Genomic DNA, 15,757 nt, shown 5'->3' with positions numbered 1-15,757 from the left:
TTTAGTGATTAGTATTCAGGATTTTGCTCTAGTAAAGTATTTTCTAATTCGGTTAATGGAATTGGTAAAATTTCGTGTTTACCTGCAACAAACCCTTTCTCTGCTAATACAGTTGCAGCTCTACCTGTTCTTACTAAATCATACCAACGATGACCTTCTCCAGCCAACTCTAAACGACGTTCATTTAAAATAGCATCAATAGATACTGGTATTGATGGCAATCCTACTCTTGCTCGTACAGCATCTAACAAAGCTTGCGCTCTTGCTCCTGTACCTCCTAAAGCTTCTGCCTCCATTAGATAGGTGTCAGCCAAACGAATCATATAAGTATGTTGTTTGTAATTTAAAGCGCTTGCACCTCCACCTGTTGATACATCAGAATTTAGAGGCATGAATTTTTTTAGAAAATACCCTGTGTTTTGAAAGCTTTCATCATATTCTACTTCTCCAGCAGTTGCAAAAGCTCCTATGTTTGCTATTGTATCGTCAAATCTAGGATCTCCATCTAAGGCATCATATAAACTTTGAGTGATAATTCCAAATCCCCAACCAGTAGCATAATCTGGAGAAGAAGAACCATTGGCTCTTACAAAACCTCTAGGACCTACCATTACATTTAAGCTATTTCCTTCATCATTACCCCAGCCCCAGTTTCCCCAGTCAGCATTGCTCTGGTCTGTGTGTGCTACTTCTATAATAGATTCGGTATTGTAAATGTTGCTTATAGACCATAAATCAGAAAAATTGTCTAGTAATTTATATCCATAAGAACTTGTTGTACCTGGAGTTCCGTTAACTTCTGCTAACTGGTTGACAGCCTCATTGTTCTTTCCTTCAAATAAATAAACTTTTCCTAGTAAGGCTTTTGCTGCTCCTTGTGTTAAACGACCTCCTTCGGTTTCTATATTCAAAGTGCTAGGTAAGTCAGGGATAGCTTCTGTTAAATCTGTTTCAATTTGTGTGTAAACATCATTTGGATCTGCTTGCAGCACTGTGTAAATTTCGTCTGTAGCTAAAGGGGATGTGATTAAAGGTATGTTTTTAAACATTCTAACCAATTCAAAATAATAGATAGCTCTTAAAGCTTTGGTTTCTGCCGTAAACCTCTTTTTGGTATCTTCATCCATATCTACTTCTGGAAGTTTTGTTAAAAGAGTATTGGCTCTAAAAATACCTTGATAAAAATCGCTCCAATAACTAACAGCCATATTAGATTCGCTTATGGTATAGTTAGAAAATGCTTGTAATTGTGAACCATCTGCTGAGCTACCACCACCTGCGTAGTGATCATCAGAACCAGAGTTCATTAAAATAATCATGTTTTCGAATCCTCTAGATTGTTTTCCTATCACATCATAAACAGCCACTAAACCAGAATAAGCTTCAAATTCGTTGGTGTAATAATTGTCTTCTAGAGACGTACCTTTAGGTTCTACTTCTAAAAAATCTTTGTTACAAGATGTGATTAAAAGAGTTACCATTAACCCAAAGTATATGTTTTTAATATTTATTAGTTTTTTCATATCTCAATAATGTTTTTTAAAATTGTAAGTTAATTCCAATTTGATTTGTTTTTGCTTGAGGATAATATCCACGATCAATACCAAAAACACCACCTCCAATTTCAGGATCGTAACCGCTGTACTTTGTAAAAGTGAACAAGTTTTCGGCAGTGAAATAAATTCGAAGTTTATCAATATGATACTTACTTACTATTTTTGAAGGAACTGTATATCCTACTTGTATGGTTTTAAATCTTAAATAATCACCATCTTCAAGATAGAAATCAGAAGGATTAGAGAAGTTGTTGTTAGAGTCGTTAGAAGTTAGTCTAGGAAAGCTATTAGAAGTTCCTTCTCCTACCCATCTACCCAATGCTGTTGTTTGATAATTAGCATTTTCTATGTCTAATCTTCTTAAACCTTGGAAAATTTTATTACCACTAGCTCCTTGTGCAAATACCATGAAATCGAAGTTTTTGTAATCCATATTTAGTGTAATACCAAAAGTGAATTTAGGAATAGAGCTTCCTAAAAAAGTTCTATCATCGGCATCAATATTTCCATCATCATCTAAATCTTTCCATTTAAAATCTCCAGGTCTTGCATTTGGCTGAATAACTGTTCCAGATGAGTTTACATAGGCATCAATTTCTGCTTGGTTTTGAAAAATTCCATTTGTTTTAAAACCGTAAAATGAATTTACTGCTTGTCCTACTTGTGTTCTTGTAATAGGGTAGGTGCTAGATTGTATGCTTTCTCCACCCGATAGAAAATCAACACCATTTCCTAAAAAAGTAACTTCGTTTTCTAGGTAAGAAACATTTCCATTTAAAGAAAAGTTAACCTCATTAAATTGTTTGTTGTAGCCTACCTCTAAGTCAATCCCTGTGTTTTTCATGTCTGCAACATTTCCTGTAGGACTACCAACAGCACCTACATATCCAGGAATGGTTACACTTTGTAAAATACCAGTAGTTTCTTTCTTATACCAATCAAAAGCGACGTTGAATCTTTGAAACAATCTACTATCAAAACCAATGTTAAGTTGGCTAGTTTCTTCCCATTTTAAATCTGGGTTAGAAGGAGCATCGGGACTACTACCAATAGTAACAGAACCAGTGGTTCCTATAGTATAGTCTCTTCCTCCACCAACAGTTGATAGATATTGGAAATCACCAATATTATCGTTTCCTGTAACACCGTAACCTCCTCTTATTTTTAATTGATTGATGACCTCGTTATCTTTCCAAAATTCTTCTTTTGATGGCACCCAACCAGCAGAAAAAGAAGGGAAATATCCATATTTATTATTGGTTCCAAATCTTGAAGAACCATCTCTTCTAATAATAGCTGTTAATAAATATTTTTCATCAAAATTATACGTCAACCTAGAGAATAAAGAAGTTACCCTGTGTTCTACACCAGTTGAGGCAGAGGCATTAATTTGATCAGTTGCCACACTATAGTTAAAAGAAGCATCTTTGTAACTATCTACAGGAATATTGTAATAGGTTACTGTTTCACCACTTGTAATATTATCAACATATGCACCTTGACCTAATAAAATATTAAAGTTGTGTTTGTTGATGCTTTTTGCATAAGATACGATGTTTTCAATATTCCATCCAAAGCCTTTATTGGTTCCTCTAGATATGTTATTTTGTGTAACAATAGATGAAGCGTTTAAATAAGATACTGGAGTGTAATTTTGATAACCCCAGTAGGCTAGTTTAGCTCCTAAAGTCGATCTAAAAGTTAATCCTTTGATTGGCTCATACTCTACATAAGCGTTTCCTACAAAATTATCAGACCAGCTAGAATTTCCTAAAAGAGTTTGTTGATAGGCTAGGGGATTAGATATTTCTTGGGCTACTAAACTAGAAATACCATAAGGATTTCCGTTAGCATCTCTAAAAGCTCCATTATTGGTATAAGGTGCAAGTGATGCTTTTGTAGGATCTGTTTCTACGGTAGGAGTTAAAGGATCTAAGTTGATGGCAGAAGCTAATGGTCCTCCAAATTCACTATTAGTGTTTCCAATCCCTTTGTTTTTCTCGTTAGAGAATCCTATTGTTTGACCAAATCTTAATTTGTCCGAAATATTGTGTGTTGAGTTTAATCTAATGTTTTTTCTAGTGTATTTAGAAATTTCACTCAATACAATCCCTTCTTGATCTGTATATCCAAAAGAAGCATAGTATTTAGAAACATCATTACCTCCGCTTAAGCTTAATTCGTGACTTGTTCTTTGAGCGTTATTGTTAAAAATTTCTGATTGCCAATCTGTTCCTTCTCCGTAAGATTGAGGGTTAGAAAATAGAATTGAACCTCCACCATTAACAGATTTTTCGTTGAGTAATGTGGTGTATTGTGTTGCATTTAATAAATCTAGTTTTTTGGCAGCAGAAGAAACCCCAGTATACCCGTTGTAATTAATACTTAATTTCCCGGATTTTCCTTTTTTAGTGGTAATAAGTATTACTCCTGTTGCTGCTCTTGCACCGTAAATGGCTTGAGAGGCAGCATCTTTTAATACTTCAACAGATGCAATGTCTGATTGGTTTAAATATCCAATTCCTCCAGCATCTACAACAACACCATCAACTACCCAAAGAGGTTCATTACTTCCTAAGGTAGTAATTCCTCTTATTCTAACAGTAGAAGAAGATCCAGGTTGACCAGAATTAGAAGCAATAGTTACCCCAGATACTCTACCTTGTAGCGTTTGTTCTACCCTTGTAATAGGCAAATCTTCTAGTTCACTTTCTTTAACTCCAGAAATAGCTCCAGTAACCACACTTTTTTTCTGGGTTCCGTAACCAACAACAACAACTTCCTCTAGTTGGGCAAGGTCTTGTTTTAAGATGATTTTTAAATTTGAATTACTTCCAATTACTACATTTTGAGTTGTATAACCAATATAGCTAAATGTTAAAGTAGCTCCTTTTTTTACATTATTGATGATGAAGTTACCATCAAAATCTGTGATTACACCTTTGTTGGTGCCTTTTTCAATGATGTTTGCTCCTGGAATAGGAAATCCCGTGTCGTCTGTAACATTTCCGCTTACAGATATTTCTTGTGCAAAAGCAGCAAAAGACATTATCATAAATAAAATTGTTAACGACTTAAATTTCGAAAAATGTTTTTTCATATTTAGTTTGATTTTAAGTTCAGTGATTATTAAATCGGTCCTATGATTTGACGATAAGACAAATTCAATAATTATGATACAAACTAAGCCAAGAAAAGTCTTTGGTACAACTAGAAGTAGGTAATTGGTAGTTGTATTGAGTTTTTTATTTTCTTAAAAACCTATTTTTTAGTAAGTTATGATTTTTTTAGAAAATAAAATAGTAGTTGTGGTGTGATATAAATGTGAGTTTTATTTCGGTTTTTTGTTTTTAAATATGAGAAATATATAATTAAGTAGCTTTTGATTTGGGAATAATTTTGTTTTAAGGTATTTTTTTAACCATATTCTCAAATTCATCTCTGTTGATTGCTCCGTTTCTATTCTTAACACGGTAGTTGTAAATGGTGTTTACGGAGTATCTAAGTATTTTAGAGATTTTAGAACTATTTGTTATTCCTAATCTTATTAAGGCATAAATTCGTAATTCAGTATTTAATAATTCTCCTTTTTTAACCACAATTTTTTTGTCATCTTTTAACAAGGCATTCATGTCTTGAACAAAATTTGGATAAATATGTAAAAAAGATTCGTCAAAATTTGAGTAAAATAATTTTAACTCACTTTCAATAACTTGTTTTGATTTGGTGAATTCAAGTAAGGCATTTGTTTTGTTTGTTGTTAAATGTTTGACCACCATTTTTCTATATACATCAAGTTTGTTGATGTATTCAGAATAAAGGTTTAAAAACGTACCAATGTATTGTTCTTTAATTCTATCAGAAGCAGACAACTCCTCATAAAGTCTTTTTAAATCTTTATTGGTGTAGCTTAATTGATTATTTAAATCTTTCAATTGATTATTGGCAGATTTTAATTTATTACGGGCAATTTTTAATTTTTTAAATTGATCAAAAATATAAAACAACAATCCTATAAGAATAACAAACAATACACTAATAAAAATAAGCGACTGTTTAAGTTTTGTTTTTTGTATGGTACTTTGTTTTTCGTAAGATTTGGAAATTAGAGGAAGAATGTTAGAAATGTTTAAAAAACGAAGCTGTGAGTTGTAAAATTTAGCATCATCAAAAGAAAAACTGATGTATTTATGAGCTTTATCTACATAGCCTTCTTCAAAAAGAATTACAGCTAGAGTTGTTAATGATGCATTGTCTTTTACAGATGCCTTGATATCTGAAATGGCAGATAAAATCAAGTATTTTTTTTGATCGGTTCTCTCATTAAGATAATCATAATACGTATAAGATCTTTCAAAAGCAATCATAGAGTAGTCACGTGTTCCTAATTTTACTTGTGACAATCTTTTGGTATTTAATTCTAGGGCTTTTACATACTCCTTTTTATCTCTATAATGTTCTTCCGCCAACGCTAAAGCGTGTAATGAGTTTGGGTTGAGTTTAGCAATTTCTATATTAAGTGAATCTTTATAGGCTTGAAACAGATTAACATATTTTTGCTTTGTGGTTTTAACTATAGAATAGTAATTAAGTTCAGAATAACATCTTTGGTAATTAAAATAATACTCTTGTAATAACTCCCTGGGAATGTTAGCTCTATAAATTTCATTCAGTACATCTATAGATTCTTTAAATCGACCAGACATGGCTAATAATTTAGCTAGTTTTAATGATGATTCTTTACTAAAATAGTTATTGTTTAATTTTTCAGAAATGGATATGTTTTCTTCTATATAAAAGAGAGCGTTATCAAAACTGTAATATTCGTATTCTAATATAATTTTGTTGTTGATGAAATACTGATTTTCGAGGGTAATATTGTTGTCAGATTTTAACTTTTTTAAATTATCAATACGTTGTTCTTTTAAGTTATCGTATTTTTTTTGATTTAGCATTTCTTCTTCTAATACTATTAATAATGAATCTAGTTCATTATTTGCATGTATCGAATTAGAGAAAATAGATAAAAAAAAGAGTGTAAAAAAGATAGATGTTTTAGCCATAAGAAAAAGATACGTAGAAAAAAATCTAATTAGAAATACAAATTTAGGAGTTTATGACGAATAAAAATGTTGATATTTTAGGAATTGTCTAAGGAATCTTAATTTATTAAGGCTTTCTATTTAAAATAATTAATAACATCCATGTGTCATTATTTTTTATGTGAGTTTTGTTATTGTGAGTGTTTATAAGAATTTTAATTTTCAAAAAATTATCTGCTTTTAGAATTAAACAAATACATGATTCTTTTTAAAAAGCGGAAAGGCAAATTTTTTTGAATTGATTTTTTCTGAAAGTAGATTGATAGTCAAAAGGTTGTGCTTAATTAAGGTGTTTAAATACATTTGTTAAAATCTATATTTAGATGCCTTTATCTCAATAATTAGACCTAGCTTTGCACGAAATATAGAAAGTACTAGAATGAAACGTATCAACGAATATAAAAAGTTATTCAATGTCCAAGGGGCTATTGATTTGAAAGAAATAAAAACAACCTACAGAGGGTTGGTGAAAAAATATCATCCAGACAAGTTTCAAGACGAACAAGAGAAGGAAGAAGCAGGAGAAATTAGTCTGAAAATTATTGATGGTTACCATTTTTTAGTAAGCATTGCTCCAGAAACTAAAGAGGCTAATTTAGAAGCTTACACCAAAACAATTAAAGAATCTTATATAGAGGATTTTAAGCACAAAAGTATGTTGATGGAAATTACCTTTTCTGATGGTAATGTCTATGAATATTTTGGTGTGAATAAAGCATTGTACACTAAGTTCTTAAACACGCCACAAAGAGCAAACTTTGCAAGAAGAAAAATATTCAATTCGTTTATTTACAGAAAAGCAATGAAAGCATCAGAATTGGTGTAAACAAGCTTAAAATTATACAAAACCCCACTTTTAATACATTAAAAGTGGGGTTTTTTGTGCTAAACAATTAAAGATTCAGTTACTTGTTGAATCTCTAGTTTAGTTATGAATTTTTTTATGATGAGATTTTTTTTTCTTTTTTTTCGTCATGTTTTTCTCAAAAGTAATCAACAATGAAGGAAGTAAAATCAAATTAGAAATCATAGCAAATAATAAGGTAATAGAAACCAAACCTCCTAAAGCTTTGGTTCCTCCAAAACTGGAAATTACAAAAACCAAAAATCCAAAGAACAGCACAATAGAAGTGTAAAACATACTGATTCCTGTCTCTCGTAAAGCTTTGTAAACAGAAGTTTTTACATTTCCTTTGCTAGCCATTAATTCTTGTCTGTATTTGGCTAAAAAGTGAATGGTATCATCTACAGAAATTCCAAAAGCAATACTAAAAACCAAGATAGTTGAAGGTTTTAGAGGGATTCCTAAATAGCCCATCAATCCAGAAGTTAAGATAAGTGGAAAGATGTTTGGAATTAACGAGATTAAAATCATTTTGTAATTTTTGAACAAACCTCCAATGAATAGTGCAATTAACAAAATGGCCAATCCTAAAGAAATGATTAGGTTGTGAATTAAATAATTGGTTCCTTTTACAAACACCAATGCTTTTCCTGTCAATGTAACATCGTACTGGTTTTTAGGAAAATTTTTATCAATAATAACCTGCAATTCTTCTTGAATCTGTTCCATGCGTTCTGTACCAATATCTTTCATAAAAGTGGTAATACGCGTGTGTTGTCCTGTTTTATCAACCATGTTAGCCAGAGAAGATGTGTTTCCTCCTGAATTTTTTGCGTAAGCTAGAATGAAGTTTTTTTCTTGTGATGTAGGTAAGGAATAAAACTTAGGGTTTCCGTTGTAAAAAGCTTGTTTAGAGTATTTTACAATGTTATTGATAGAGATAGGCTTAGAGAGTTCTGGTATTTTGTTTATTTCGGATTCTAGTTTATCAATACGCTTAAGAGTGCTTAAGTTCATTACTCCTTTGTTCTTTTTAGTATCTACTAAAATTTCAAGCGGTAAAATTCCCCCAAATTCATTTTCAAAAAAGACGATATCTTTAAAAAATTGCGTTTTTTTAGACATGTCTTCAATCAGACTTCCAGAAACTTTTATACGATTTGCACCAATACCAGCAATAACAATCAAACTAAAAGCAACTACGTAAACGTAAGGTTTTTTGTTACGAATAATTTTTGCCATTCCGTTAACAATACCATCAGCCCATTTTTTTTCCAAGTGTTTTAGGTGTTTGGGTTTGGGTAATGGCATAAAACTATAAAGAACAGGAATCAAACAAAGAGAGATGACAAAAATTCCCATAATATTGATTGAAGCAATGATACCAAATTCTTTTAAAATAGTACTCTTGGTAAAAATAAAGGTAGCAAAACCAGCAGCAGTAGTTATATTGGTCATTAAAGTTGCGTTTCCAACTTTGGTAATAACCCTTTGCAGAGATTTTGCTTTGTTACCGTGTTTGTGAACTTCTTGTTGGTATTTGTGAATCAGGAAAATAGCATTGGGTACTCCAATAACAATAATTAAAGGAGGAATCAATGCAGTAAGAATAGAAATTTTAAACCCTAACAATCCCATAAAACCAAAAGACCATAAAACACCAATAATAACGACAGATAGCGTAATTACAGTAGCTCTAACAGATCTGAAAAACAAAAAGAAGATAAAACCCGTAACACCCAAACCAAGAATAACAAACATTCCCATTTCAGATTTTACACTCGCCGCATTCATACTACGCACGTAGGGCATTCCTGAAACCCTAACTTGTAAATTATTTTCTTTGTCAAACTTTTTTATAAGTGGATTGAAAACGTTTTTAACAAAGTCAGAGCGCACTTTGGTGTTTACAATAATTTTATCAATATAAACAATGGTTTGAACCGTTCCCGTTTCTTTGTTAAAAAGGATGTTGTCATAAAATGGCAGGTTGTTAAAAATATGATCTTTAATACTGTCTATTTCATGCTTGTTGAAGTTTTTTTTATGGAAAGAAGATTTTAGTTCAAACTTTTGTTCTTCTATATTTTTTTGAAGCTCTTGTATGTTGCTAAAAGAAATAACCCCTTCAATAATTTTTTTATAGTTAGAAATGGAATCAGCCAAAGCCAACCAATTGTTAAATTTTTTTGGATTTGAAAATAATGTAGAATCTTTAACAGCTAAAACAACAATATTCCCTTCTTCACCAAAAATGGATAAGAATTTATTGTATTCAATATTGGCAGGATTGTCTTCTGGTAATAAGTTTGCTTCTGTGTAAGAGAACTTGACATTTTTAAATTGTGATGCCAAAAGACCTGTGATGACAGCAATAATAATGATGGTTGCTACTCGGTGTGTTAGAATGGTTCTAGCAACGGTATTCCAAAATTTCATAAGTTAAATATGATTGAATGAGAGGTGTAAAATTAGATAAAAAAAGCCATCTAATTAGGTAACAGTGTACTTTATTAGATGGCTCTATGTATTTTTAAATTGAGAGTAGTAATTATATTTTCATGATTTCTGTATCTTTTACAGCATACAATTCATCCACTTTCTTAATATATGTATCTGTCAATTGTTGAATGTCAGCTTCAGCAGCTTTTTTCTCATCGTCAGAAATATCAGCTTTTTTAACATCGTTGTTTGAATCACGTCTGATGTTACGAACACTAATTTTTGCATGTTCAGCTTCTGCTTTTGCTTGTTTAGAAAGTTCTTTACGTCTTTCCTCTGTCAAAGCAGGTACGTTGATCATAATCAAATCTCCGTTGTTCATTGGGTTGAAACCTAGGTTTGATACAATAATTCCTTTTTCAATTACAGGAATCATAGACTTTTCCCAAGGCTGAACCGTAATGGTTTGAGCATCTGCAGTACTTACATTTGCTACTTGGCTTAATGGCGTTAAAGATCCATAATAATCCACCATTACACTTCCTAGCATGGCAGGGCTAGCCTTACCTGCTCTAATATTTCCAAATTCTTTCACCAAATGAGTGATGGCAGCTTCCATTCCCTCTTTGGTTGTGTCAATAATAAATATAACCTCTTCGTTCATTATTAATATTATTTATCTGTAACTATTGTTCCTATGTTCTCTCCTGTAATTAATTTTTGAAGATTTCCTTTCGTATTCATATCAAAAACTAAAATAGGTAAATTATTTTCTTCACTTAAGGTAAAAGCTGTAGAATCCATAATTTTCAAACCTTTGCTCAACACATCTTTGTAAGTGATGGTGTCAAATTTTGTTGCAGTCGGGTCTTTTTCAGGATCTGCAGAGTAGATTCCATCTACACGAGTTCCTTTTAAAATAACATCAGCCTGTATTTCTATAGCTCTTAAAACAGAAGCAGTATCTGTTGTAAAATAAGGATTTCCTGTTCCAGCACCAAAAATAACCACTCTTCCTTTTTCCAAGTGTCTTACAGCTCTACGCTTGATAAATGGTTCAGCAATTTCTTCCATTTTGATGGCAGTTAATAGCCTTGTTGGAACTCCTTGAGCTTCAATAGCACTTTGTAATGCCATTCCGTTGATACAAGTTGCTAACATTCCCATATAATCTCCTTGCACACGATCCATTCCTTGTGCAGCACCAGAAATTCCTCTAAAAATGTTTCCTCCTCCTATAACAATTGCAATTTCTAATCCGGTATCTACGGCAGCTTTTACCTCTTCGGCATATTCTTCTAAACGTTTAGGATCAATACCATATTGATTGTCTCCCATTAAAGCTTCTCCACTTAATTTTAAAAGTATTCTTTTGTATTGCATAGTTATTGATTAGGTAGTGCAAATATAAAATTTTAGATGAATATTTATACTTTGCTAGGTTTGTTTCTTGTTTTTATTCCAAAAAAAACCTCTCAAGTTATTGAGAGGTTTTTGATATTTTATAAGGAAAATTATCCTAGTGTTACTCTTGAGAAGCTAGTTACTTCTACATCAAAAGAAGAAACGTAATCTGCAACAGTTTTCTTTTCGTCTTTGATAAAGTTTTGATCCAATAAACATTGTTCTTGATCTAAAGTAGTATTGTCAGAAATAAATCTTTCAATTTTTCCTGGCAAAATTCTATCCCAAATTTTTTCTGGTTTACCTTCTGCAGCCAACTCGGCTTTTGCATCAGCTTCTGCTTTTGCTAAAACTTCCTCAGTCAATTGAGACATAGAAATGTATTGAGGAACATTTTTCAATGTTTTACCCAATCTTCCTAACTCAATATTATCTTTTTCGATAACAGCAATTCTAGCTTCGGTTTCAGCAGCTACAAATGAAGGTTCAAAGTCTTTGTAAGATAGTGTGGTAGCACCCATAGAAGCAACTTGCATTGCAACATCTCTAGACAATTCATCTGCTTTGTCAAATGCTTTAGACAAACCAACTAAAGAAGCAATTTTGTTTCCAACGTGAATGTAAGATCCAACAAAAGGAGCCTCAACTCTAGAGAAATCATTGATTTCTAATTTTTCACCTACAACACCAGTTTGCTCAACTAATTTCTCTGCAACAGAAACACCCTCAAACTCAGAAGCTAAAAATTCTTCTTTTGTTTTAAAGTTCAATGCATGTACAGCTAATTTTTTAGCCAAAGCAACAAAATCATCGTTTTTACCAACAAAATCAGTTTCACATCCTAATACGATAGAAACTCCTGCAGTTTTGTCTTCGTTTACAACAGCAATAGCAGCACCTTCGCTAGACTCACGGTCAGCTCTCTTTGCAGCCATTTTTTGCCCTCTCTTACGTAATACGTCAACTGCTTTGTCAAAATCTCCTTCAGCTTCAATCAAAGCTTTTTTACAGTCCATCATTCCAGCTCCTGATGATTTTCTTAGTTTCATCACGTCAGCTGCCTTAATATCTGCCATAGTATTGTGTTTTAATTATTTTTAAAAAAATGAACGGTACAAAATTATAAAAGTTTTGTACCGTTGCATGTTAAATTTGTGTGATTATTTTGCTTCTTCTACAGGAGCTACAGTTGTAGGAGCTACAACTTCTTCTTTACCTGATTTTCTTTCGCTCAACCCTTTAGCTACAGCTTCAGTAGTTAAGGTTAAGATTTTATCGATAGATTTAGAAGCATCATCGTTAGACGGGATTACAAAATCAATATCACTAGGATCAGAGTTTGTATCTACCATAGCAAAAACAGGAATGTTTAATTTCTTAGCTTCTGCAACAGCAATGTGTTCTTTTTTAACATCAATAATGAACAAAGCTCCTGGCAAACGTGTCATGTCAGAGATAGAACCTAAGTTCTTTTCTAATTTAGCACGTTGACGATCGATTTGTAACTTTTCTCTTTTTGACAATGCATCAAAAGAACCGTCAGTCTTCATTCTATCAATTTGAGACATTTTTTTAACTGCCTTACGGATAGTTACAAAGTTAGTCAACATTCCCCCAGGCCATCTTTCAGTGATGTAAGGCATGTTTACAGCCGCTGCTTTTTCAGAAACGATGTCTTTTGCTTGTTTTTTTGTTGCAACAAATAAGATTTTTCTTCCTGATGCAGCAATTTTTTCTAAAGCAACAGATGCTTCGTCAATTTTAGCTGAAGTTTTGTACAAATCAATGATGTGTACTCCATTACGTTCTGTGTAGATGTAAGGAGCCATACTTGGATTCCACTTTCTAGTTAAGTGTCCAAAGTGTACACCAGCTTCTAATAATTCTTGAATATTTGCCATAATATGGATATTGTTTAGATGTTAGCAATAGCGGAGTAGTTCTGTGTAGAAGTCTCTACTATTTTTGCTAAACAATCGATTAATTTTAATTTTAAATAAATGTGTAAGATTAACGTTTCGAGAATTGGAACTTCTTACGTGCTTTCTTCTGACCAAATTTCTTACGTTCAACCATTCTAGGGTCACGAGTTAACAATCCTTCTGGTTTTAAGATCAATCTATTTTCAGGGTCTAATGCACACAATGCTCTAGAAATAGCCAAACGGATCGCTTCTGCTTGTCCTGTTACACCACCTCCAAATACATTTACTGTAATGTCAAAAGATTCTAAATTTTCAGTCAATAACAATGCTTGTTTTGCTTTGTATTGTAATGTTCCTGTAGTAAAGTATTTTGCTAATTCTCTACCATTGATAGTCATGTTTCCTGTACCTTCAGAAACATATACTCTTGCTACGGCAGTTTTACGTCTACCAATTTTGTGAATAGTTTCCATATTATAATAGGTCGTTTAAGTTAATAGCTGTTGGTTGTTGTGCTTCTTGAGCGTGCTCAACACCAGCATAAACATATAAGTTTCTGTAAAGAGCGCTTCCTAATTTGTTTTTAGGTAACATTCCTTTTACTGCCTTTTCGATCAATCTTGTAGGATCTTTCTCAAACATTTCTGTTGCAGATAAACTTCTTTGACCTCCTGGATATCCTGTGTGACGGATATAAGCCTTGTCAGACCATTTTTTTCCAGATAATTGAATTTTTTCAGCGTTGATAATAACAACGTTGTCTCCACAATCTACGTGAGGAGTGTAACTTGGTTTGTACTTACCTCTAATCAATTTTGCAACGATAGAAGCTAAACGACCCAATGTTTGTCCGTCCGCATCAACTAGTACCCACTGCTTGTCAGCAGTCGCTTTGTTAGCTGATACTGTTTTGTAACTTAATGTGTTCATTTACACCAGTTTTTGTAATAATTAAACAATAATTCTTCTTGGATTCTCCAAGGGATTGCAAAAGTATTAATTATTATTTATTTAGCAATTTATTTTTTGTGTTTATTTAGTTTTATATTGACTGTTGTTCCTTTAGGTTTGTTTTGATTATCAGCTAAATCAACTATTTCTATAGTATTTGGTGTACCGTATAGGTTGTATAATCTATCTTGAATAAGTTTAATGCCTAATGATTTGTTTTGTGTAATTTTTCCTTCTTGTAATTCTTTGCTTTTTTTTCTGCCAATACCATTATCATCAATCTTAATTTTTATGGAATTATTTGTAGCTGTAATATAAATATCAATTTGTTTATCACCTTCTTTGGTAGCCAATCCGTGCCAAATAGCATTTTCTACAAAAGGTTGAAGTATTAAAGAAGGAACTTTTATTTGTGTTGAGTTGATTGACGAATCTATTGATATATTTGTGTGTACAGGTGTTGTTAATCTAGTGTTTTCAATATCAATATAAAGTTGTATAATTTCTAATTCTTCTTCTAAAGAGATATAATCTAAGGAAGAAACTTCTAGTATCTTTCTAATCAATCTGGCAAAACGATCTAAGTATTTACTGGCTTTATTAGTATCGTTTTTGTTGATATATAATTTTATAGAGTTTAAAGCATTGAAAATAAAATGTGGTTTTATTTGACTTTTTAATGCGGTGAGTTTTAAACTTTCAACTTCTTTTTGGAGTTTAATTTGTTTGTCTAATACTTTTATTTTTTCTCTAAGTTCATCGTAGGCAATTTTTTTCAACAGTTTATTTTCCTCTAGCTTTAAAATCAATTTGTTTTGTGTATTGCTTTTTTCCAAAGCCATTAGTTTTTGTTTTAAACCTAGTGCTAAAGAAAAACACAGGTTTTCTAACAGTATTCCAATATAAAATATAAAAAAACCAACAGTAGCTGTATTTGTTAATGCTCCAAAATCAATAATTAAAATGGCAAATAGAGATCCTATAAATAAAAATGAACATCCACATAAAATATAATATTTGGTGTCTTCTTTTACTTTAGCAGTTAAATAAAAACCCCAAAGAGTGATAAGTACAATTATTTTGGTGTAATATGTTGTATAAATAAAGTTTAGTAATTCGTTTGTATGGGTAATAACGGTATAGGTAAATAAAGCGATTCCAATGAAAAACAAACTAATGAGTAGCATTAATAAAATTTTATTTTGCTTGGGATAGTGTTTTTGGAAGTTTAAAAAATACAGTACAAAATAAAAGTAAATGATATTGTATATCCATACCCAAAATTGATGTGTGAGTTTTAAAAATGAAATTCCTTTTGGTGGAATAATATTTATGAAACTGTTTTCTGGATAGATAACATAGGCAATAAGCAATAAAAAAGTATATAAAGAATAATATAAATAGGACTTGTTTTTTTGTTGGAAGTATAAAAGGAAGTGATAAAGACTTAAAATAAAGATAACTCCTAAAATAAATAAAAGAAAACCGTTTTGGTGTGGAGATGTAAATAGTGTAATAAAACAGGTTTCCATAT

Annotated in this window: 12 protein-coding genes; 1 reads left to right on the top strand and 11 read right to left on the bottom strand. The window is 31.7% G+C overall.

The window, feature by feature from the left end:
• Window positions 1-8: 8 nt before the first annotated feature.
• The 3 genes from Q4548_RS04720 to Q4548_RS04710 all read right to left on the bottom strand — a co-directional run bounded on the left by Q4548_RS04720 (window position 9) and on the right by Q4548_RS04710 (window position 6,619).
• Window positions 9-1,523: a RagB/SusD family nutrient uptake outer membrane protein gene (locus tag Q4548_RS04720; RefSeq protein WP_303452069.1), complete on the bottom strand. Its 1,515-nt coding sequence runs from the start codon at window positions 1,521-1,523 to the stop codon at window positions 9-11.
• 16 nt (window positions 1,524-1,539) lie between these two features.
• On the bottom strand, window positions 1,540-4,611 hold the full coding sequence (locus tag Q4548_RS04715; protein ID WP_303452067.1) for a TonB-dependent receptor: 3,072 nt from the start codon (window positions 4,609-4,611) through the stop codon (window positions 1,540-1,542).
• A 349-nt stretch (window positions 4,612-4,960) separates the two neighbouring features.
• Complete coding sequence (locus Q4548_RS04710; protein WP_303452065.1) at window positions 4,961-6,619, bottom strand: DUF6377 domain-containing protein; 1,659 nt, start codon at window positions 6,617-6,619, stop codon at window positions 4,961-4,963.
• 418 nt (window positions 6,620-7,037) lie between these two features.
• Here Q4548_RS04710 and Q4548_RS04705 point away from each other — a divergent pair, with 418 nt between their 5' ends.
• Window positions 7,038-7,484 (top strand): KTSC domain-containing protein, encoded by a 447-nt coding sequence (locus Q4548_RS04705; RefSeq protein WP_303452063.1) that lies wholly within the window; start codon window positions 7,038-7,040, stop codon window positions 7,482-7,484.
• Window positions 7,485-7,583: 99 nt separating this feature from the next.
• Here the strand turns inward: Q4548_RS04705 and Q4548_RS04700 are convergent, their stop codons facing one another.
• The 8 genes from Q4548_RS04700 to Q4548_RS04665 form a co-directional block, all read right to left on the bottom strand.
• Window positions 7,584-9,941 (bottom strand): RND family transporter, encoded by a 2,358-nt coding sequence (locus Q4548_RS04700; protein WP_303452061.1) that lies wholly within the window; start codon window positions 9,939-9,941, stop codon window positions 7,584-7,586.
• A gap of 112 nt (window positions 9,942-10,053) precedes the next feature.
• The gene (frr, locus tag Q4548_RS04695) at window positions 10,054-10,608 is read right to left on the bottom strand and encodes a ribosome recycling factor (protein ID WP_303452059.1); all 555 of its coding nucleotides are present in this window, start codon (window positions 10,606-10,608) and stop codon (window positions 10,054-10,056) included.
• Window positions 10,609-10,616: 8 nt separating this feature from the next.
• On the bottom strand, window positions 10,617-11,327 hold the full coding sequence (pyrH, locus tag Q4548_RS04690) for a UMP kinase (protein WP_303452057.1): 711 nt from the start codon (window positions 11,325-11,327) through the stop codon (window positions 10,617-10,619).
• Between the two features lie 131 nt (window positions 11,328-11,458).
• Window positions 11,459-12,424 (bottom strand): translation elongation factor Ts, encoded by a 966-nt coding sequence (gene tsf, locus Q4548_RS04685; protein WP_303452055.1) that lies wholly within the window; start codon window positions 12,422-12,424, stop codon window positions 11,459-11,461.
• 84 nt (window positions 12,425-12,508) lie between these two features.
• Window positions 12,509-13,249 carry a 30S ribosomal protein S2 gene (gene rpsB, locus Q4548_RS04680; RefSeq protein ID WP_303452054.1) on the bottom strand — a complete coding sequence of 247 codons (741 nt, stop codon included), beginning with the start codon at window positions 13,247-13,249 and terminating at the stop codon, window positions 12,509-12,511.
• A gap of 109 nt (window positions 13,250-13,358) precedes the next feature.
• Entirely contained in the window at window positions 13,359-13,745 is a 387-nt protein-coding gene (rpsI, locus tag Q4548_RS04675) for a 30S ribosomal protein S9 (RefSeq protein WP_303452053.1), read from the bottom strand.
• Between the two features lies 1 nt (window position 13,746).
• A complete protein-coding gene (gene rplM / locus Q4548_RS04670) occupies window positions 13,747-14,202 on the bottom strand; it encodes a 50S ribosomal protein L13 (protein ID WP_303452052.1) in 456 nt (151 codons plus the stop codon).
• Window positions 14,203-14,291: 89 nt separating this feature from the next.
• Complete coding sequence (locus Q4548_RS04665) at window positions 14,292-15,755, bottom strand: sensor histidine kinase (protein ID WP_303452051.1); 1,464 nt, start codon at window positions 15,753-15,755, stop codon at window positions 14,292-14,294.
• Between the last annotated feature and the right edge of the window lie 2 nt (window positions 15,756-15,757).

Source organism: Wenyingzhuangia sp. 2_MG-2023, assembly GCF_030548295.1.
GTDB lineage: Bacteria > Bacteroidota > Bacteroidia > Flavobacteriales > Flavobacteriaceae > Wenyingzhuangia.
The sequence above is the reverse complement of the archived record's forward strand: the minus strand, read 5'-3'. Positions and strand labels throughout refer to the sequence as shown.